This is a genomic window from Phocaeicola sp. HCN-6420 (assembly GCF_037890145.1).
Taxonomy (GTDB): domain Bacteria; phylum Bacteroidota; class Bacteroidia; order Bacteroidales; family Bacteroidaceae; genus Phocaeicola.
Genome location: NZ_JBBKBJ010000001.1, coordinates 34,070 through 54,293, shown reverse-complemented (window position 1 = coordinate 54,293; position 20,224 = coordinate 34,070). Strand labels below are relative to the sequence as shown.

The following is a 20,224-nucleotide window of genomic DNA, read 5'->3' as shown; positions in this document are numbered from 1 at the left end:
ATAATTCTCCACAATTTATTATAAGCAGAGGCAACTGACGGGTTCAAAAAATATTCGTACATTTGCGTTCAAATTTGAACATTGAATAAGAATCATGAAGAAAAAAACAGATAACAAGCCCAGTGAAGGGAAGTTTGGCATACCCAACAAAGTAGTGACAGCCATCAAAGGCGAAACCATCCATTTCATTATTGGCCTGCTATGCGTCATCTTTGGCGTGTACATGCTGTTAGCATTCAGTTCCTTCTTCTTTACAGGAGGAAACGATCAAAGTATTCTGTCGCATCCAGATCCAGGGGAATTACTGGAGACAGGCAACCGCATACAAAACTATGCAGGAGCACGGGGAGCCCAATTATCCCAGTTTCTTATCAATGATTGTTTTGGTATTCCTGCATATTTCATCATAATCTTTTTAATCGTTGCTGGAATGAAGCTGATGAAAGCATACGAATTTACTTTGTGGAAATGGTTCGTTTCTTGTACGGCACTGATGATCTGGTTCTCCATAACATTAGGCTTTGCATTCGGCGGCTCATTTGAAGACTCATTTCTTTACCCGGGAGGATTGCATGGTTACAATGCCAGCAGATGGATTTGCTCTCAGGTAGGAGCATCCGGTCTTGTTCTCCTCCTGTTAGTGACAGGTATATTCATCGGTATATTTTTCACTAAAGGTACAATCGATGTAGTACGTAAAGCCCTCCATCCATCTCTCCCCAAACGAAACAAAACGAGTCAAGAGGGGAACGACAACAATAAAGATAATAAAGTAGTGACAACCGAAGACGAAAAAGCGGATAAAGAAGAGGTGGAGGAACAAAAAGCAGAAACGGTTTCTGAAGAAAAAGGAACTCAAGAAGAAGAGGAAAAAGAAAAACCTATTCAAGCAGAACCAGAACAATATAAAGATCCTCAGCCGGTAGAAATTGAACTTGACCCGATAGAAAAATCTCTTCCTCACCAGACGGAAAATGTAAAATCCACACCGATTAAAGAAACAATTCCTGTTTCTGAACCATTATCCGATATCGAAGAAGAAATTGAAGATAATGAACCAGCCTTTGAAATAAACACCGAACACAAAGAAGAAGATGAAGAATATCAGGGCAATATAAATCAGCCTTACAATCCTCGTCTGGATTTGGAACATTATAAATTTCCTACGCTGGACTTACTTAACTCATACGGAGACCATGAGCCTACTATTGATATGGAAGAGCAAAATGCCAACAAAAACCGTATTATCCAAGTATTGCGTAGCTTTGGCATTGAAATAAGTTCTATCAAGGCAAGTGTAGGTCCTACCATTACTCTTTATGAAATAACTCCAGCCGAAGGAGTGCGCATCTCTAAAATACGTAATCTGGAAGACGATATTGCTCTTAGCCTCTCGGCGTTGGGTATTCGTATTATAGCCCCCATCCCAGGTAAAGGAACAATCGGTATCGAAGTACCGAATGCAAATCCTCGTATCGTACCGATGAGTTCCATTCTGGCAAGCAAGAAGTTCCAGGAAACAACCTTCGACCTACCCGTTGCCTTAGGAAAGACTATTACCAACGAAGTCTTTATGGTAGATCTTACTAAAGCACCACATATGCTGGTAGCAGGTGCTACCGGACAGGGTAAATCTGTAGGATTGAATGCCATCGTAACTTCACTGCTTTACAAGAAGCACCCCAGTGAACTGAAATTTGTCATTATCGACCCGAAGAAAGTTGAGTTCGCCATCTACGCACCTATCGAGAAACATTTTCTGGCAAAGTTACCCGATGCATCCGATGCTATCATCACCGATGTAACAAAAGTAGTCCAGACCCTCAACTCACTGTGTGTGGAAATGGATACTCGTTATGATCTATTACGTAAGGCAGGCTGCCGTAATATAAAAGAATACAACGCCAAATTTATCAATAGACAGTTGAACCCGGAAAACGGACACCGTTTCATGCCATATATTGTCATCATTATCGATGAGTTCGGCGATTTGATTATGACAGCTGGAAAGGAAGTAGAATTACCTATTTGCCGTATAGCCCAGTTAGCACGTGCTGTAGGTATACATGCCATAATCGCAACCCAGCGTCCGACAACCAACATCATAACTGGTACTATTAAAGCCAACTTCCCGGCTCGTGTTGCTTTCCGTGTAGCATCAATGATGGACTCCCGTACTATTCTTGACCGACCGGGTGCACAGCAGTTAATAGGAAAAGGTGATATGCTTTATCTGCAAGGCAATGACCCAGTACGTGTACAATGTGCTTTTGTCGATACTCCAGAAGTAGAAAAAATAGCTGCATACATCAGCCGTCAACAGGGCTACCCTACAGCTTTCTTATTACCTGAATATGTAGATGAAAATGCAGAAAGCAGTGCTGCCGCAGATGTGGACATGAACAGACTGGACCCCTTGTTTGAAGAAGCTGCACGACTGGTCATTTATCATCAGCAGGGTTCAACCTCACTTATCCAGCGCAAATTCTCCATAGGTTACAATCGCGCCGGAAGAATCATGGACCAACTGGAACGTGCAGGTATTGTAGGACCTGCTAACGGAAGTAAAGCACGCGATGTCCTCTGCATGGATGAAAATGACCTGGATATGCGTATGAGTAATTTAAAGAACTAATAAAACAACAACTATGAAACGTATTTATTTCTTTATACTGGTATTTACGACATGTGTATCGGTTGTGTTTGGACAAAAGGACACAAAAGCCCAAGCCATACTGGATAAAACAGCAGCAGCCTATCAAAAGGCTGGAGGCATAGCCCTTACTTTTGGAGGGACACAAAAGGGGACACTCCTACTAAAAGGATCTTGCTTCTATCTTGACTGCGCCGGAATAAAAAGTTGGTTCGATGGGAAAACCCAGTGGAGTTATGCCCAACAAAATGAGGAAGTAACTGTATCCAATCCCTCCACAGAAGAATTACAAAGCGTCAACCCATATGCTTTGATAACATCGTATAAAACCCTGTTTAACTATCGCTACACAGGAACCAAAACACGTAACGGGAAACAAGGACAAGAAATAGTTCTTACCCCACGACAAAAAGGAGAAATCAAATCAATTACACTTTCCATATCAACCAACTATGAACCGATATACATTGGTGTTCAACTATCCAACGGAAATATACAGGATTTCAATATAACCTCCTATCAAACACATCGTAACCTAAACATTACTAATTTCCGTTTCGATGCAAAAAAATATCCCAATGCAGAAATTATAGATATGCGATAAATCCACTAAAGAAACGATAAAGAAGCCCCGCCGAAAGTCCGACGGGGCTTCTTTCGTAAAAAATGTTTCTTTATAGCTTAGTTTGCTGTCAAAAACGTCTATCCAAACGAAAAAAGAAGTATCTTTGTTCAATTAATAAAAATGAATATATAATTTTTTTAATTTCTCAATTTTAATATGACAACAGAACATGTAAAATGTCTGATCATCGGATCAGGACCAGCCGGATACACAGCGGCCATTTACACCAGTCGTGCCAATCTTTCTCCTGTCCTCTACGAAGGAATCCAACCAGGTGGACAACTTACGATCACTACAGAAGTTGAAAACTTTCCCGGTTACCCGGAAGGCGTAACAGGTCCTGTACTGATGGACGATTTGCGCAAACAGGCAGAACGTTTTGGTACAGACATTCGCAACGGCATCGTAACGAAGGCAGACTTAAGCCAGGCTCCATACCATTTCATGATTGATGACGAAAAAGAAATTACAGCAGATACGGTTATTATCTCTACAGGAGCAACAGCCAAATATCTGGGATTGGAAGATGAAAAGAAATATGCCGGTATGGGTGTCAGTGCATGTGCAACATGCGACGGATTCTTCTACCGCAAAAAGGTCGTTGCCGTAGTAGGTGGAGGTGATACAGCTTGCGAAGAAGCCATCTATCTGGCAGGACTTGCTCGCCAAGTATATCTGGTAGTTCGTAAGCCGTTCTTACGCGCATCCAAAATTATGCAGGAACGTGTATTGAATCATCCGAACATTAAAGTATTATTTGAGCATAATGCTGTTGGACTTTATGGTACAGATGGCGTAGAAGGCATGCACGTTGTAAAGCGAATGGGTGAAGCAGACGAAGAACGTTACGACATAGCTATCGACGGTTTCTTCCTGGCTATCGGTCACCAGCCAAATTCTGCCATCTTCAAGCCATGGGTTAAAACAGACGAAACAGGCTATATCATTACAGAAGGAAACTCACCGCGAACAGGCGTTCCAGGTGTATTTGCAGCAGGTGATGTAGCCGATCCACATTATCGTCAGGCTATCACCGCAGCCGGTAGTGGTTGCAAGGCAGCAATTGAGGCAGAACGTTATCTGTCTGCCAAAGGTTTACTCTAAACTATAGAAGTTAACTAAAATACATATTTAATTATGAGAAGTTTCATAAAAAAAACATTTGCCGCTATCATCCTGATAGGAGGAACCGTTACAGTCTGTGCACAACAGATGCCTCCTCTCCCAACCGATCCGAATGTTCGTATTGGTAAATTAGATAACGGTTTAACTTATTACATTCGCCACAATGCGCTACCAGAAAAGCAAGCCGACTTCTACATTGCCCAAAAAGTAGGTTCTATCTTGGAAGAAGACAACCAGCGTGGTCTGGCTCACTTTTTGGAACACATGTGCTTTAATGGTACAACCAATTTTCCCGGGAATGCTTTACGCGAATACTTGGAATCTATTGGCGTGAAATTCGGTACCAACTTAAATGCCTATACTGCTATCGATGAAACAGTATATAATATCGACAACGTACCAGTTATCCGTGACGGTATCATCGATTCTTGTTTACTGATTTTACACGACTGGGCCGATGACCTGACTCTTGATCCGAAAGAAATAGATAAGGAACGTGGCGTTATACATGAAGAATGGCGTACACGTACTGGTGCTATGATGCGTATGTACGACACCATATTCCCTAAAATGTTTGCAGGAAGTAAATATGCCTACCGCCTTCCTATCGGCTCAATGGATATCATAGACAACTTCCCTTATCAAGACCTGCGCGATTATTACGAAAAGTGGTATCGTCCCGATTTGCAGGGAGTGATTGTTGTCGGCGATATTGATGTAGACCAGATTGAAGCCAAAATCAAGAAAATATTTGGCCCAATCAAAATGCCGAAAGATGTAGCAGAACGCAAATATTTCCCCGTTCCCGACAACAAGGAACCAATTATTGCTATTGCTAAGGATAAGGAGCAGCAAATTAATCAAGTATATGTATACCATAAGCACGACCCGTTCCCCGAAGAAATGAAGAATACTGTCGGCTATCTGGTATACAACTACATGACCGGCGCTATCTCAAGCATGCTGAACACCCGTCTTCAGGAACTTACCCAAACCGCCACTCCTCCATTCATCAATGCCGGAGTAGAAGACAATGATTTTGTTCTTGCCAAGACAAAGAAAGCATTTGTAGGTGTAGCTATCTGTAAAGACGACGGAATCACAACAGGGCTGTCTGCTTTGATGCGTGAAATAGAACGTGCACGTCAGTTCGGATTTACAGAAGGTGAATATAACCGAATGAAAGCCGACTACCTGCGTGCTATAGAAAATGCTTACAATGAACGCGACAAGATGAAGAGCAATCAGTTTGTAAGCCAGTATGTATCAAACTTCATCAACGGCGATCCTATTCCAAGCATTGAAGACGAATATGCACTCATGACACAGATTGTGCCGAATATTCCTCTCGACAATGTAAATCAATTGCTGAAATCGCTGGTTACCGACAGTAATACAGTCGTAACTTTATTCTGTCCCGACAAACCGGAAGTAAAACTTCCTACAGAAAATGACATAAAAAAGGTACTTGCCGACGTAAAGGCTGAAAAACTGGAACCATATGTCGACAAAGTTTCTAATGAACCTTTGATGAAAGAAACTCCTGCAGGAGGTAAGGTAATCAAGACTGAAAAAGGCCCGTTCGAATCGACTATCCTTACACTGAACAATGGTGTACGTGTTATTCTGAAATCAACTAACTTCAAAGCAGACGAAATCAGAATGTCTTCATTCAGCCGTGGTGGTACTTCACTGTTCGATGAAAAAGATGCCTTGCAGTTCAAACAAATCAATGACGTTGCTGGTCTGGGAGGTTTGGGCAACTTCAATGTAGTCGACTTACAGAAAGTATTATCAGGAAAAGTAGCCTCAGCTTCTGCTTCAGTCAATACACTGACAGAATCAGTATCAGGTAAATGCTCACCCAAAGATCTGGAAACAATGTTGCAGTTGACTTACCTCAGCTTTACAGCCCCACGTATGGATTCTACAGCATTCGAATCATACAAGAGTCGTCTGAAAGCACAGCTTGCTAATATGGAAGTCAACCCGAATGTTGCTTTGAGTGATACCTTGAGAAAAGAATTATATGGTGACAATCCTCGTGTATTACGTATCAAAGCTGATATGGTCGACAAAACCGACTACCAGAAGATTATGGATATGTATAAAGACCGCTTCAAAGATGCAAGCGACTTTACATTCATTTTCGTAGGTAACATCGATCAGGCTACTGCCACTCCGCTTATCGAAAAATACCTCGGTTCTCTTCCTTCTATCAATCGTAAAGAAGATTTCCGTGATGTAAATCTGGACATCCGCAAGGGTGAACACAAAAATGTATTCCATAGAGATTTACAGACTCAGAAAGCTACTGTATGTATTATCAGAAGCGGTGAATGCGAATACACGCTGAAAAACCAGTTAATGATGAGCATGCTTTCTCAGCTGCTGACCATGGAGTACACAGAAACTGTTCGTGAAGATGAAGGAGCATCTTACGGAGTAGGTGTATCAGGCGACATCAGCTTGTACCCGAAAGCAGAAGCCACTCTTCAAATCTCGTTCGATACTAATCCGGAAAAACGCGCAAAGATGAGCGGTTTGATCGACAAAGGCATCAATGACTTTATTGCTAACGGTCCGAAAGCAGAAAACCTGAAGAAAGTAAAAGAATATATGCTGAAGAATTATGAAGCTAACCAAAAAGAAAACGGTTACTGGATGAATATCCTATACAGCTACTTCTGGGAAAATACAGATATGGCAACCAAATATGCCGACACTGTAAATCAAATTACATCGGCCGATCTTCAGCAATTTGCTAAAGATTTCTTCTCACAAGACAACCGCATCGAAGTAAGCATGACTTCAGGCGATACGAAGTAACACTCCAAACCTGATGAATTATGCTCTTCGTCGAAATACGTAAAAACCGGAAACTTGCCGCACGGCGAAGTCCGATGTTCGAAAAGAACCGTTTTGCAAAGGTTTTCATGTATTGCGGAATAGCATTCTGGGCAGCATATCTCCTATTTATAGGGGCTATGCTGCCCTCTGCTTTTCAAGAGAGCTTTCCTGGCATGGAACCTTACCACATTCTCAACCAAGGATTGATCATTATCCTGTTCCTCGACTTTCTGATACGCTTCATGCTTCCCACTCCTGTACAGGAAATTAAACCTTATCTCTTGCTGCCGGTTCCTAAGCAAAGAGTCATACTTGCTTTTCTGGCCGAGAACCTATTTCGTTCCATCAATCTCTTCTGGCTATTTTTGTTTATACCCTTTGCCCTGATAAGCATTACACGCTTTTACGGGCTGACCGGTGTAGTGGGATACCTTCTGGGTATCTGGCTCATGATTGTCATGAACAGCTATTGGAGCATGCTGATCTGCGTACTCAAGCGAGATAAGTTCATTCACCTGTTTTGGAGTATTCTTGTATACGGTATATTAGCGTTATTGGAATTTCTGCCGGAAACAGGACTTGTCAGCACTCTGACGATGAACTGGGGAGAAGGCTTTATTCTCTGGAATCCGCTGGCTTTCCTCGGAGTCATCGTACTCATCGGTCTGCTTATCTACATAAACTACCGGGTACAACAACACCTCATCTACAAAGAGCTTGCGCGAACAGAAGACGTCAAAATCAAGCACATCAGTAGTTACAGCTTTCTCGACCGCTATGGTAATGTAGGAGAATACCTACGTCTGGAATTAAAAATGCTGCTCCGCAACAAAGCACCCCGCAGCCAGTTCTGGGGCTTCTTTTTCATCATGTGTATGTTCACAATTGCTCTTGCCGGCAATGTATACGGCGACAACAGCTACATGAACAATTTCATCTGCCTGTATTGCTACTGCATACTGGGACTGATGACACTGAGCCGTATTATGACATTCGAAGGCAACTACATCGACGGACTGATGGTCCGGAAGGAAAGCCTCTACAATATGCTGCGAGCCAAGTACTATCTGCAATGCATCTTTCTGATTGTTCCCTTCTTATTCATTCTCATACCAGTATACATGGACACCATTCCTCTGCTCATGTCGATAGCTTATCTGTGCTTTACAATGGGAGCCATATTCCCCATGATGATGCAAATGACCGTCTACAACGACAAGACTGCCCCACTCAATACCAGTGCCATAGGCAAACAGCGAGGTAGCAACATGTACCAAATGCTCATTATAACATGCGCCTTCGGCCTTCCGCTTCTAATCAACAAAGCACTCACCTTGTTTCTCGACGAAACAACTGCTTACATTACACTCATCGTACTGGGTTTGCTGGGATTCATTACCCATCGGTACTGGATACAAAACATCTATATCCGACTGATGAAACGGAAATACCAGAACATGGAAGGATTCAGAAACACACGTTAATGTAGAAAAAGAATATTATGGACATAACAATAAACCAACTCAAGAAGGCCTACGGCAGCAAAGTAGTCCTCGACATAGAACAATACACCATCCACAGCGGAGAAATCATCGGACTGGTAGGAAACAACGGAGCCGGAAAAACTACTCTGTTCCGACTGATGCTCGACTTGCTGAAAGCCGATGAAGGTTCCGTCCGTATCGGAGAAATCGAAGTCAGCAGCAGCGAACTATGGAAAGAAATTACAGGAGCCTATTTGGACGAAAGTTTTCTGATAGATTACCTGACACCCGAAGAATATTTCTATTTTGTAGGACGCATGTGCAATCTCAATCGTCAGACCGTTGACGAACGACTGACAGCCTACGAACGATTCATGAATGGAGAAATCTTAGGACAGAAAAAACTGATTCGCAATCTTTCAGCCGGCAACAAGCAGAAAGTCGGCATACTCGCAGCTTTGCTGAATAATCCGAAGCTGATTATATTAGATGAACCATTCAACTTTCTTGACCCAAGCTCCCAATCAGCTTTAAAGCAACTGCTGGTAACATACAACCAATCCACCGGAACAACCATTCTCGTATCCAGCCATAACCTGAATCACACCATAGACATCAGCACCCGCATTGCACTTTTGGAACACGGCAAGCTGATACGAGATTTAAATAATGCCGATGGCAGTGCCGGCAGCGAATTGGAAACCTATTTCGCTGTATAACTCTCCCCCAACTAAAAGCGTAACCAGACAGTCCCCACGTCACCGTTACGCTTTTAGTTTTAAATCCCGTTAAAATAAGCATCCGCAACCTTTTAAATAAACAAAAAATCCCCACACAGTTCGGTCAAATACATTCTCATTTACTCCGATTATTGTATATTTGTCCAAATGTCAACAAACAAATATATGTATCAAACAAGCTACCCCATTCGCCTTATCTGCTTCATCGGAATACTGAGTACCATCCTATTTACGTCATGCGGTACTCGTGCTCCCCGGTACGATTACCGAGAACTGGCACAAGCAGCCATTCGCCTCGACATGGATATAGCTATGGAAGACAACCATCGCCTGTATATTGAATCCTCTCAGTGGATAGGTGTCCCTTATCGTGCCGGAGGCAACACAAAAAGAGGAGTAGACTGTTCCGGACTGACATACAACATCTATAAGAAAGTATACCACAAACATTTAAAGCGCAATTCCGACGAACAGCGAAAAACAAATTGCCGGAAAATAAGCAAAAACAAACTTCAGGAAGGCGACCTTGTCTTCTTCCATAATGGGAAAAACAAACGTACTGCTACCCATGTAGGCATTTATCTAAAAAATGACCGCTTCATCCATGCCAGTACCAGTCGCGGCGTCATTGTCAGCCGACTGGACGAACCTTATTACCGCAGAGTATGGATGCAAGGCGGAAGAGTAAAGGGTTTATAAAGCAATCATTATGCCATCTACAAAACACATAGCAACATATTTAGGCTTATTGGTCCTTGCAGCCGAGGCTACATCACTTTCTGCACAGACAACAAAGAAAGAAGAAGAAATCAAGCTGAATGAAGATGTCATTAAGATGATACAGTTTGACTTTACTCCCAAAGAAAACCAATACAAGCCACTCGACTCTCCGATGGACAAGAAATGGATGCAGTTTAAGGAAGACCTGTCCATGCCACGCAGCATGATCGACTCCACACGAGTAAAAAAAATAACAGGCTATATCCGTGCTGAGCCCTACACAATTTGGACAAAGTTCGGAGAAAATCCCGTATACGATGTCATGCCTACCATCGAGAAAAAATGGAAGATATATTGGAACATAAATCCTAACCAACAACATCGTAGAGAATATGGCAGAGATTTAAAGCCCGTTCCCGGTGAAACATACTTATATGTCAACTCTCCGGCAGGTCCCGGTGTCAGCATTTCTGTCGACTTCGACAAGTTGCTGTACGAAAGTCTGACAAAGCGTGGACGTGCCATCAAGCATAACCGTACCCACGCCGTTGCCTGGAAAAAATATGCCAACTATATTCCAACCAAGCAAGATCATGCCGGACTCGATAAATATATTGCAAGCAACCCATCATCAGCCGACAGTACACAAGTCCATAATACCGACGAAGAGATTCTTTCCTACGACGACGGTTATTTGTACCCGGACAACGATTCACTGAAGCTGGAAGCTCCCGAAATCACTCCAGCCTTTCAGTCGATGCCCTTGCTGCCTGTATACACAGCACAGCCCGACTCTATTTCACCGTCGCAGACCGACAAGCAACCAGAAAAGCAGGAGAAAAAAACAAAAGACAAACCACGTCAGCCCGAAGCACTTCCCGACTACCAGCGCTATATCCGGCAGCGGGCAGCAGAAGATTCCATTCGCCGACAGGAGTTCTTAAAGCGAGATAAGACAAATCACAACGTATACGACGTAGAAATGCAAACCCGCCGCTTACGTGAACAACAGAACTGACAATAACCACCACAAAAAAAGTGCGTCACGATATCACAATCATGACGCACTTTTTTCTATAATGCGAAAAATAATAACTTTTCAATTACTTCTTAAACACAAAGTATACAGCCAGAATCAAGCAGCAGAAAGCAGCCAGATGATTCCATTTCAGCTCCATCTTAAAAGCAATCATTGAAAAGACAGTAAATACAGTAAGCGTTATTACCTCCTGAATCACCTTCAACTGCATGATGTCGAACGGTCCGCCACTATCCTTAAATCCCAACCGGTTGGCAGGAACCTGCAAACAATACTCAAAAAAAGCAATTGCCCAACTAAAAGCGATCACCCCGATCAGCGGTAACGCAGCAAACCAACTGAACTCTTCACGCATTTTCAGGTGCCCATACCATGCAAATGTCATAAAGATATTCGAGAACACCAATAACACAATCGAATATATACCTTGTGAAACCATATTTAAAAGCATTTTAAAATCGGCTGCAAAGATAATCTTTCCCAATGAAATATGACGAAATTCCAATCGGATAATTTATTTTCCGGACAACAAACAGTAATCCATATCTCACGTGTTAAAGGTTCCGGATATATTCAGAAGGCGATTCCCCAGTTATCTGCTTAAACACCCGGCTAAAGCTGTTAGGCGAATTGAACCCCACTTCATAAGCCGTCTGCTCAATATTCATAGCCTCATCCGTCAGTATTTCAATCCCCCTGACAATTCGCTGATAATTGAGATAATGCACAAAACGTATTCCCGAATTAGTAAATAAGCGAGTCAGATTTCTGACAGAAAAGCCAAAGTAAGATGCCACACGTTCAATAGTCAAGTCCTGATTTAAATTAGACTTTACATAATCCAGAACAGGCAGCAAGCGAACATCCTTAGGAATAATAAACGGCTGAGCCGGAAACGATGCCTTTTTACAAATGTGAGGTAACACACCAAAAAATCCCATTGCAAAAGCAAAAATTTCAGGCGTACGATTCCAATCAATAAGCTCATGCCTGCTGATAAACTGCAAATTGCGAGCCACCAGTTCATCCGTTTTATAAATGGCAAAACAATCTTCCCCTGCATGCTCCATGCAAAAATAACTGGTAAGCAACGATATCTGACTATTATTGCTCGACAGTCGATGCTCCACTCCACGCGGAATCCAAATCAGGTGACGTCCTGTTACAAAGTAGCTACTCTCTTCCACCTCCACATGTAGTGTCCCCGACAATATATATATTATCTGATGACGATTATGAGTATGAGGATGCAGACTGACCTCCTCACGCCCTGTCACCTTAGTCAAAATCTCGTCTGTCGGTACCTCCTCTATCAAGGAAATACGCTTTTCTGTTACCGAATCTTGTGGCGTAAATTGCATTGTTTATTTCTTAATCTGTAGATTAGGAACAAATTTAATTAAAGAAATTTGCGCAGTCAAATTAAATAATAAAAATTCATGGAAGAAAACCGCACAAAAAGCAAAGCAGAACTTCTGCGCCGATACCTCGTATTTGGTATCTCACTGCTTGTCATAGCATTTGGAATAAGCATCATCACCCGTTCCGATTTGGGAACTTCACCGATAACGAGTGTCCCCTACGTGGCAAGCCTCAACACCCCCCTTTCCTTAGGTAGTTACTTTTTCCTTTTTACTATTATCCTGATATGTCTACAAATGCTGCTATTGGGGAAAAAAGGCATTATGGAACGAAAGATGGAACTGCTGATGCAGTTTCCGGTAGCTTTCGTCCTGTCTGTTTTCACCGACCTGACCATGTGGATAACCGCCAGCTACGTACCTCAACTTTATTATGTAAAAATCATCTCACTGGTCATTGGTTGCATGATACTTGCCTTCGGAATCTGTCTGGAAGTAATTGCCGACGTAACAATGATCAGTGCCGAGTACACCATACAGTTCGCCACATTACGTTTCAAAAAAGAATTCGGAAACATAAAAATCTGTTTCGATGTATCGCTGGTACTTATTGCCGCCCTCTGCTCATGGCTGTTGAGTGGCCGTATCGAAGGAGTTAGAGAAGGAACTATCATTGCAGCACTCATTACAGGACCATTTGTACGTCTGATAATGCCCCGCCTGATCTTTGTCCGTCACTGGCTGGCAGAACCGGAAGTCCACAAAACAACCGCTCCTACAGCAACAGAAGCCAGCCTTCCGCTTGTTATCACCATCTCCCGCGAATACGGAAGTGGAGGTCATCAGGCAGGAGAACTGATAGCCAAGCAATTGGGCATCGCCTTTTACGACAAAGAACTAATCACATTGGTGGCCAAGGAAAGCAATTTCAGCGAAGACTTCATTTCACAAAACGAGCAGAAACTCCCCAGCTCATTGCTTTACCAAATGATTATGCAAGATTATGAGGCCCCACTCAGCCGAAGCCTTTCATACGACGACGCTTTGTTTGTAGCCCAAAGTCGAGTTATCCGTCGCATAGCCTCCGAAAAGCCATGTGTAATCGTCGGTCGTTGCGCCAACTACATTCTGAAAAACCGTCCCAACACCATCAATTTATTTCTTTATGCCGACATGTCACATAAGATAAACCGAGCTACTGCCGAATACGGTATCCCCTCTGCACAAGCACCCGACACAATTGCCAATATCGACAAAGCACGGCAAGACCACTTCTTCCACTATACTGGTCAGCATTGGGGCGACGCACGAAATTACCACGCCACTTTCGATACAGGCATGGTTTCAATCGATCAGGTTGCTAAAATTACCAAAGAAATATGCGAATCCTACTCTAAAGCATAGATACCCTATGCTTAGAATTGCACCATAACTGTTTTCATTTCCAAGTCACGCTTAGCGGAGTATCCCGTATAAGCGTGACTTTTTATTGTTATCACTTTACATGAATATCAATCGGAATATTTACCCTCAAACAGATATTACGCCCCATAGCCGAAATACCCTGGCGACCTGTAACCTTGTTGACTTCGGCATATTTCAAACGCGAAAGATGAGATTGATATACCTTGTCAAAAAGATTCTGACAACAAAGACTCAGTTCAATGCAGTTATGACCGAAAACATGCAAATCCATGCCGGCTGCTAAATTAAAAACAGCATAGTCGGGAGTAGCCGACTCTGTATTATCGAGCGCATAATAATTATCCTGACGAAGATTGTACTCCATACCCAAGCTGACAAATGTACGTCTGCAATGTTTTTGGGCAAAATCAGGAAACTCATATCGAAGATTACACGTCCATCGGGGCGCAGGCATCATCGGAAGATTACGACTCTCGGCTGTCTGATTCAACTGAATACCACGTACGTACGAAAACGTATTCTCAATATGCAAAGGATTTACCGGATGTACATCTACAGACACTTCTCCCCCCATCAGACGTGCATTTCCCTGACGATACTGATAGGTACGGTAACCTTCCGTTTCATAAGGAAGTCGGCCCAGGAAGATATAGTTATCAATCCAATTGCTGAAAAGAGATGCATTGACAGCCACATAACGCGACGTATAATCCATGCCGAGATCGACCTGCATGCTGTATTCCGACTTCAAGTCCCTGTTCCCCAGTTCATACTGAATACTACCTTCATGCACTCCATTCGACAAGAGTTCACTGACGGTCGGTGCCCGGAAACCACGAGCCAGATTCAACCGCAGATTCATCCCTTCACTTACGTTATACACTGCTCCAAGGCTTCCGGTCACTCCGGTAAAGTCCTTACCCAACGCTTCAAAATGCAACTTTCCGTCCTTCTCCGCCGTTTGAGTATGCAAATGCCGGTTATCGATACGCGCGCCTCCCGACAGACTCCAGCGTCCTATCTGTTTATTGGCCGTAAAGAAATAACCAAAATCAAAAAGACGATAATCAGGGATGAGCATCTCTTCCGCCTGATTCAAATTCCGTTGCCACATACCATTCACCCCCGTAGCAATACTCCAGTTGTTGGCAAGTGGCAACTGATACCGCAAGTCATAGTTCACCGTATGCAATCGCATAGCCAGTTCCGCTTCATCCATAGCCTCTTCAAACTCCCTGCGATAGTTCTGCTGATAACCCACAATAGCCTTCAGCATCCCGTCTGCGATGTACCACGCATTGTCGCTCACCACTTTGGTATGGAGCACCCGCTGGAAAGGCAAATGCCAACCGTACGCTTTCGGAGAATTCCCCTTTTCCCATACAAGCTGTCCGCTTTCCTCGTCACGTTCTCCCTCAGTAATACCGGGAGTAAAATTCACATGCGAAAAACGCAGCCACGAATGTCCCCAGCGCTTCTTAACGCCTGCCATCGCCTGCACATCCCGTTCCTTAAACCAAGAACCAGGCACATATCCGTCAAGTGCATTCTTGTAGCTATGAGCAGCCTTATCAGCATAGTGCACGTTCCACATCCATCCATCGATGTTCCCTGCAAAACCAGCATGATAGTTGTACAGACCATTGTTCGACTGATATTCTCCACCAACCTTTGCCTGCATAGTTCCCTGCATGAGCGACGGTTCAGGATGCAGAATCATGACACCGGCAATCGCATCACTGCCATACATCAGCGAAGCCGGTCCTTTCAGAATTTCTACCGAATGGACTCCCTCGGCATCCACCTCCAGACCATGTTCATCACCCCACTGCTGACCTTCCTGACGTATCCCCTGTTCTATCACCACCACCCGATTATAACCGAGTCCACGGATAACCGGCTTACTGATACCCGCTCCCGTAGAAATTTGGGAAATACCAGGCTGAAACGCAATAGCATCCACTATATTGGTACCGAACGATTGGTGCAACCTTTTGGGCGAAATAACCGAAAAAGCTATGGGAGAATCCTTCATCCGTTGTGTACCTGTCAATCCATAAACCGTCACTTCACTCAATATCGCTTCCGTTAGCGATATACTATCCTCGTAGCATGCGCTATGGTCATGCCGAACCTGTGCGAATGCTGTGGCACATACCTCCAGCAGACACACTATAAATATGTATCTTTTCATTCTTTGTTCTATTATAATTGCATAAATAAACTCTCTTTCCCCTTCAGCAGGACAAAGAGTATCAAACCGTATTATAATAGAAAAACAGGAGGAGCCCGGGGGATAATGCTGCATCTGCTTACATCCAGAATGGCGGCAACAAAGCACATGCAAGGTTGCTGATAGCCGACAGGAATAACATTGAGCTGAACACCCTGCGGCTTACAGAAAGGAGAAGAGAACAACTGACAGACGACACAGTCATCGCAACTGCCATTCCAGTTGAGGATGTGCCCGTCGTGAACACGATGATGCTCACAGTCGCTACAAGTCACGCTTGCCGTCTCCACACAATGATGCCTGTGGAAGCCTTTTACTCCCACTTGCAGCAGCATCACCATCAGCAATATGATAGCGGAAAACGTCCGTATGCCTGTATGGCGACGAGATCTCTTCATTATTCGTTTCCTATGATTTTTTGATGATAAGGCGCGCAAGTTACGAAAAAAGCCGAAGCGAACAATCCGTTTACCATAACTAAAGGATTATTTATATGTGCTTAACATGTTTACATATATTCTATCTAAGATTAAAATACGTTATTACCTACATCCTTCCATATAAACAGTTCAGCCTTCATTCTTGTTACAAAGAAGTAAGTTAAAATCTCCTCCACCTTCTCCAATTTATTCTTAGAAAGTGTGGACGCCAGTTCATAACAGGTTGAGGACAATTCCAGTTCCTATTTTGTACTTCAGCTACGTGACTTGCTACAATAGCAGGATTTTCACCATTACGTATAGCTTCACAAAGTACACGAACAACTTCCCTTTTATCCGTATATTCTGCATCGCCAAATCCGCTGACAGTTTTCAATACCTCCATTATATCACCCGCATAGCCAACAAATGTATCAAACTGAGAATAGCTAATGTCTTTTAACCTACAATTTCCGCCGAACAAAACGATGTTATAAATAGGTAGCCGAGCAAACTGTTCGGATTGTTCCCTCAATGCCTTAATATGACCGGTATTCTGCATAATCGGATTATAAAACCGATACTTTTCCCGACCATAATTCAGAATCTGAGTCCAATAGCGTTGTTTTTCATTACCAAACAGCCAGCCACTATAATCTTTCACCTCTATAACGACTAATCCCTGCGGTGTAGCTACTACAAGGTCAATCTGAGAATATCCCCCACCTTTTTTCTTCACGTACAAGTCATGAAAGATCGCTTTCGGATGGACACCTTTCTTTAACATCTTGATGATGAGTTTCCGTTCTGCCCTTGTCCCTCTTGTAGGAGAAGAAACAGAACAAAGTAGCTTCATATCTCTTCGGTGATTGAGATACGTAACTATAGAAATGAATATGAATAATGCGATTAGTAGATATTCCATACTTTAAAGTAAATGAATAATTATTACACTTATAAAAAAGTATTAAATAACTTCTACTCTCAAGCTGATATTAAAATATTTAGCAATCAATTCAATATCATGTTTCTTTGATTGTGTACTGGTATTCGTCATCAAGAACCACCCATTTCCTAAAGTTTTTTGCTTGTCTCCATATTTCTTATCAATGGTATTCGATACCAAAGGTATTTTACAGTGTTTTATACCCAAAGAACGAACACGCTCCATTCCTACCTTACGAACAAACAAAACAAAACTTTCGGCAGCATTTCTTTCTTGAATTATGCTTCCATCGGCAAATATGATTCTCAATCGTGTCACAGGTTGTTTTACTACCTTAGGACCTGTTTTTCCAATTTCTTTATGTTCAACCTCTGGATCAGGAAGAATTTCCTTTGCGTCCATTTCAGCAGCAAAGTTTCGTTTGCGACTTAGATGTACGCTTAGTGGTTTTCCCGGCATATAATCCACAACTAATACAAGCTCTCGCTGTACTGGTTGTAAAGCCGGCTCTATAGTTTTACTCAACACTGGAAGGATTTCTTTCTTGATAATATCTTCCTCCAATTCATTAGCCTTTCTTTCAAGGTCTTCATTTACCGGAAGTCCCTCTTTCCGGAGGGTTTCCATCGCTTCATATAGTTTACTTAGCCTTGACATAACAATAATTAATTTCTTTTAAAATGTATTCCAAAAATACTCAACTACAATTTAGCAATCAGTTTTTTTTCGTCTATAATAGAAACGCAATTAGTTGGTAAGAAGCGTATTTTATATTTTTGATGTAATTTCTTATATTCAGTAGCATCGTCAAAGATAGTTTGATTAAATGACACCTTATTTTTTCTAGGAAATGATATTATACCATAAACACGTTGTTTTTCAATAATACCTTTATTCCTAAATATTTGCACTGTAGATATAATCTGGGTCTTTACTTTGTCCTTATATACAGATATATTTTTTGATTTACAATCTTTAATCTCCACAAAAGCCAAACTCACATTTTTATGTTCGTTTTCAGGGAAAAATACACATTCGCAATGAGATAAGTCATCTCCATTATTATCTTTAAACTGATTATCATTAAAAATATTACATACGACAGCTAATTGTGAAGAATTTTCCAAAATTAAGCAGTCCATATCTGTAGTGCTATTTGGAATTTGTGGAACAGTTTCATGAAATTCTACTTTTCTATTACTACCTGTTCTTTCAGTGAAATCAGTAATATACAATCTAGAAGCCGTACTACAACAAAAGACGGATTGCGGATAGATAGCTTGTAGTTTATTCTTCATCTTCGTAGTAGTTTAAAAGTTCCAAATACTCTTTTGAATTTTTCTTATATGCCTTATTTAAATAATTATCCTCAATTATGCCATCTTCATCTTGCACACAACGAAGAGTACCATTATCCAATTCAAAGACAGACACCGATTTGGGATTAATCCATGCTGAATGAGATGCAAAATCAGAAACCTCCTCTTCTGGAATATCATCTCTTACCAGCCCTCCCATCATACAATTATTAAGAGCAAACAATATGTATGGACTATGCGTGGTAATAATAGCGGCATGTTCTTTATCATTCTGCATAATTTCCAACAACCAATAAACAAATTCTTGTTGCGTATCTGGAAAAAGATTTTGCTCTGGTTCTTCTATAAACAACTGAGTATAATGATAATTAAACAACCGATCTATAACGTGGACAGCTTCATATATGTTATGAGACAATTCTTTCGGTGGCAAATCCGAGAATTTGTTTATCGCCTTTACATCGTAACTCTCAAGCATTTTAAACATAGAAATCAATATATTAGAATGTTTCTTGAAGTTACTGATATTTTCTCCATCAGCAATTCTATTAGCCACCATAATCATTTCATTAGCAAAATCCTTTCTTGCCATTTCTTTAGATGGAGACAAAGCCCTTTGCTTCTTATACAGATTTGATAACATGTATATTATCGTCTGATACAATGGTAATACAGATTGAACACCACTTGATGCATTCGTAAGTAATAACTTTGATCCATTGTCAAATATATAGTCCTTGTCATTAATATTTTCATAAGAAACTTCCCTACTAAGAAGATTAGAGATATCAAGTTTCTTAATATCTTCTTTAGCTTCTGACCAGTCATAAGCAAAATAAAGTAACACATTGTTTCCCTCATTATACTTACTAAAATTAGGTACCCCAGCCACAAAGTTACGTTCCGAAGGAATGTAACATATTTTGGGATAAGAGAATATCATTTTATCATTTAACTTAATGGTAGTTTTCTTTGAACTATGAGTATAAGTTATAGTCATAGCTTCTCCCTCATACTTTATACTAGCATTTTTGTGAAAATATCCATCCAGCTTATGATATTCTATAAGAGAATCATAAAACACGCCCTGTTTTTGATAATTTTCCAATTGTTTATCATTCAAGAAGCATGTTTTCTCTACCCACTGACAGTGGCAAAGTATTTTAGATATAGTACTTTTTCCTGACGATTGAGGTCCCATAAAAACATTTATTCTATTCACCTCAAATTCTACAAGCTTTATCGCTCCAATATTCTTTATCGTAAGTTTTTGCATACCTTTTTT

Annotated in this window: 17 protein-coding genes; 9 read left to right on the top strand and 8 right to left on the bottom strand. The window is 41.7% G+C overall.

All coding sequences use genetic code 11. The features are described from left to right. Window positions 1-94 precede the first annotated feature (94 nt). The 8 genes from WKT12_RS00235 (at window position 95) to WKT12_RS00200 (ending at window position 11,215) form a co-directional block, all read left to right on the top strand. Window positions 95-2,635: an FtsK/SpoIIIE family DNA translocase gene (locus tag WKT12_RS00235; protein WP_340318442.1), complete on the top strand. Its 2,541-nt coding sequence runs from the start codon at window positions 95-97 to the stop codon at window positions 2,633-2,635. Window positions 2,636-2,648: 13 nt separating this feature from the next. Next, complete coding sequence (locus WKT12_RS00230) at window positions 2,649-3,257, top strand: LolA-like putative outer membrane lipoprotein chaperone (RefSeq protein WP_340318441.1); 609 nt, start codon at window positions 2,649-2,651, stop codon at window positions 3,255-3,257. 177 nt (window positions 3,258-3,434) lie between these two features. Beyond that, the gene (gene trxB / locus WKT12_RS00225) at window positions 3,435-4,382 is read left to right on the top strand and encodes a thioredoxin-disulfide reductase (protein ID WP_021970951.1); all 948 of its coding nucleotides are present in this window, start codon (window positions 3,435-3,437) and stop codon (window positions 4,380-4,382) included. Window positions 4,383-4,415: 33 nt separating this feature from the next. After that, window positions 4,416-7,232 (top strand): M16 family metallopeptidase, encoded by a 2,817-nt coding sequence (locus WKT12_RS00220; RefSeq protein ID WP_340318440.1) that lies wholly within the window; start codon window positions 4,416-4,418, stop codon window positions 7,230-7,232. A gap of 20 nt (window positions 7,233-7,252) precedes the next feature. Continuing rightward, window positions 7,253-8,737, top strand: coding sequence for a DUF5687 family protein (locus tag WKT12_RS00215; RefSeq protein ID WP_340318439.1), 1,485 nt, complete (start codon window positions 7,253-7,255; stop codon window positions 8,735-8,737). Window positions 8,738-8,754: 17 nt separating this feature from the next. Continuing rightward, window positions 8,755-9,456 (top strand): ABC transporter ATP-binding protein, encoded by a 702-nt coding sequence (locus WKT12_RS00210; RefSeq protein WP_340318438.1) that lies wholly within the window; start codon window positions 8,755-8,757, stop codon window positions 9,454-9,456. Between the two features lie 186 nt (window positions 9,457-9,642). Next, window positions 9,643-10,176 carry a C40 family peptidase gene (locus WKT12_RS00205; protein ID WP_340318437.1) on the top strand — a complete coding sequence of 178 codons (534 nt, stop codon included), beginning with the start codon at window positions 9,643-9,645 and terminating at the stop codon, window positions 10,174-10,176. Between the two features lie 10 nt (window positions 10,177-10,186). After that, a complete protein-coding gene (locus tag WKT12_RS00200) occupies window positions 10,187-11,215 on the top strand; it encodes a DUF4858 domain-containing protein (RefSeq protein ID WP_340318436.1) in 1,029 nt (342 codons plus the stop codon). Between the two features lie 85 nt (window positions 11,216-11,300). Here the strand turns inward: WKT12_RS00200 and WKT12_RS00195 are convergent, their stop codons facing one another. Beyond that, window positions 11,301-11,675: a DMT family protein gene (locus tag WKT12_RS00195; RefSeq protein WP_021970943.1), complete on the bottom strand. Its 375-nt coding sequence runs from the start codon at window positions 11,673-11,675 to the stop codon at window positions 11,301-11,303. Between the two features lie 115 nt (window positions 11,676-11,790). Next, entirely contained in the window at window positions 11,791-12,597 is an 807-nt protein-coding gene (locus tag WKT12_RS00190; protein ID WP_021970942.1) for an AraC family transcriptional regulator, read from the bottom strand. Between the two features lie 78 nt (window positions 12,598-12,675). Between WKT12_RS00190 and WKT12_RS00185 the strand changes: the two genes are divergently transcribed. Next, complete coding sequence (locus WKT12_RS00185) at window positions 12,676-14,001, top strand: cytidylate kinase family protein (RefSeq protein WP_021970941.1); 1,326 nt, start codon at window positions 12,676-12,678, stop codon at window positions 13,999-14,001. A gap of 91 nt (window positions 14,002-14,092) precedes the next feature. Here the strand turns inward: WKT12_RS00185 and WKT12_RS00180 are convergent, their stop codons facing one another. From WKT12_RS00180 to WKT12_RS00155, 6 genes are all read right to left on the bottom strand, one after another. Beyond that, the gene (locus tag WKT12_RS00180) at window positions 14,093-16,216 is read right to left on the bottom strand and encodes a TonB-dependent receptor (protein ID WP_340318435.1); all 2,124 of its coding nucleotides are present in this window, start codon (window positions 16,214-16,216) and stop codon (window positions 14,093-14,095) included. A 71-nt stretch (window positions 16,217-16,287) separates the two neighbouring features. Beyond that, a complete protein-coding gene (locus WKT12_RS00175; RefSeq protein ID WP_340318434.1) occupies window positions 16,288-16,653 on the bottom strand; it encodes a hypothetical protein in 366 nt (121 codons plus the stop codon). Between the two features lie 202 nt (window positions 16,654-16,855). After that, the gene (locus WKT12_RS00170) at window positions 16,856-17,530 is read right to left on the bottom strand and encodes a nuclease-related domain-containing protein (protein WP_340318433.1); all 675 of its coding nucleotides are present in this window, start codon (window positions 17,528-17,530) and stop codon (window positions 16,856-16,858) included. Window positions 17,531-17,641: 111 nt separating this feature from the next. Beyond that, window positions 17,642-18,277, bottom strand: coding sequence for a hypothetical protein (locus tag WKT12_RS00165; RefSeq protein ID WP_340318432.1), 636 nt, complete (start codon window positions 18,275-18,277; stop codon window positions 17,642-17,644). Between the two features lie 44 nt (window positions 18,278-18,321). Beyond that, window positions 18,322-18,918, bottom strand: a complete 597-nt coding sequence (locus WKT12_RS00160) for a hypothetical protein (protein ID WP_340318431.1) — start codon at window positions 18,916-18,918, stop codon at window positions 18,322-18,324. Next, entirely contained in the window at window positions 18,908-20,215 is a 1,308-nt protein-coding gene (locus tag WKT12_RS00155) for an AAA family ATPase (protein ID WP_340318430.1), read from the bottom strand. Before WKT12_RS00155 ends, WKT12_RS00160 begins: the two co-directional genes overlap by 11 nt. Window positions 20,216-20,224: the final 9 nt, after the last annotated feature.

Bases quoted from the DNA above. Each gene is read 5' to 3' on its own strand.
- WKT12_RS00165 (WP_340318432.1), bottom strand. From the start codon at position 18,277: ATGTCAAGGCTAAGTAAACTATATGAAGCGATGGAAACCCTCCGGAAA.
- WKT12_RS00155 (WP_340318430.1), bottom strand. From the start codon at position 20,215: ATGCAAAAACTTACGATAAAGAATATTGGAGCGATAAAGCTTGTAGAA.
- WKT12_RS00230 (WP_340318441.1), top strand. From the start codon at position 2,649: ATGAAACGTATTTATTTCTTTATACTGGTATTTACGACATGTGTATCG.
- WKT12_RS00190 (WP_021970942.1), bottom strand. From the start codon at position 12,597: ATGCAATTTACGCCACAAGATTCGGTAACAGAAAAGCGTATTTCCTTG.
- WKT12_RS00195 (WP_021970943.1), bottom strand. From the start codon at position 11,675: ATGGTTTCACAAGGTATATATTCGATTGTGTTATTGGTGTTCTCGAAT.
- WKT12_RS00185 (WP_021970941.1), top strand. From the start codon at position 12,676: ATGGAAGAAAACCGCACAAAAAGCAAAGCAGAACTTCTGCGCCGATAC.
- WKT12_RS00170 (WP_340318433.1), bottom strand. From the start codon at position 17,530: ATGAAGCTACTTTGTTCTGTTTCTTCTCCTACAAGAGGGACAAGGGCA.
- WKT12_RS00160 (WP_340318431.1), bottom strand. From the start codon at position 18,918: ATGAAGAATAAACTACAAGCTATCTATCCGCAATCCGTCTTTTGTTGT.
- WKT12_RS00180 (WP_340318435.1), bottom strand. From the start codon at position 16,216: ATGAAAAGATACATATTTATAGTGTGTCTGCTGGAGGTATGTGCCACA.
- WKT12_RS00210 (WP_340318438.1), top strand. From the start codon at position 8,755: ATGGACATAACAATAAACCAACTCAAGAAGGCCTACGGCAGCAAAGTA.
- WKT12_RS00220 (WP_340318440.1), top strand. From the start codon at position 4,416: ATGAGAAGTTTCATAAAAAAAACATTTGCCGCTATCATCCTGATAGGA.
- WKT12_RS00205 (WP_340318437.1), top strand. From the start codon at position 9,643: ATGTATCAAACAAGCTACCCCATTCGCCTTATCTGCTTCATCGGAATA.
- WKT12_RS00175 (WP_340318434.1), bottom strand. From the start codon at position 16,653: ATGAAGAGATCTCGTCGCCATACAGGCATACGGACGTTTTCCGCTATC.
- trxB (WP_021970951.1), top strand. From the start codon at position 3,435: ATGACAACAGAACATGTAAAATGTCTGATCATCGGATCAGGACCAGCC.
- WKT12_RS00215 (WP_340318439.1), top strand. From the start codon at position 7,253: ATGCTCTTCGTCGAAATACGTAAAAACCGGAAACTTGCCGCACGGCGA.
- WKT12_RS00235 (WP_340318442.1), top strand. From the start codon at position 95: ATGAAGAAAAAAACAGATAACAAGCCCAGTGAAGGGAAGTTTGGCATA.
- WKT12_RS00200 (WP_340318436.1), top strand. From the start codon at position 10,187: ATGCCATCTACAAAACACATAGCAACATATTTAGGCTTATTGGTCCTT.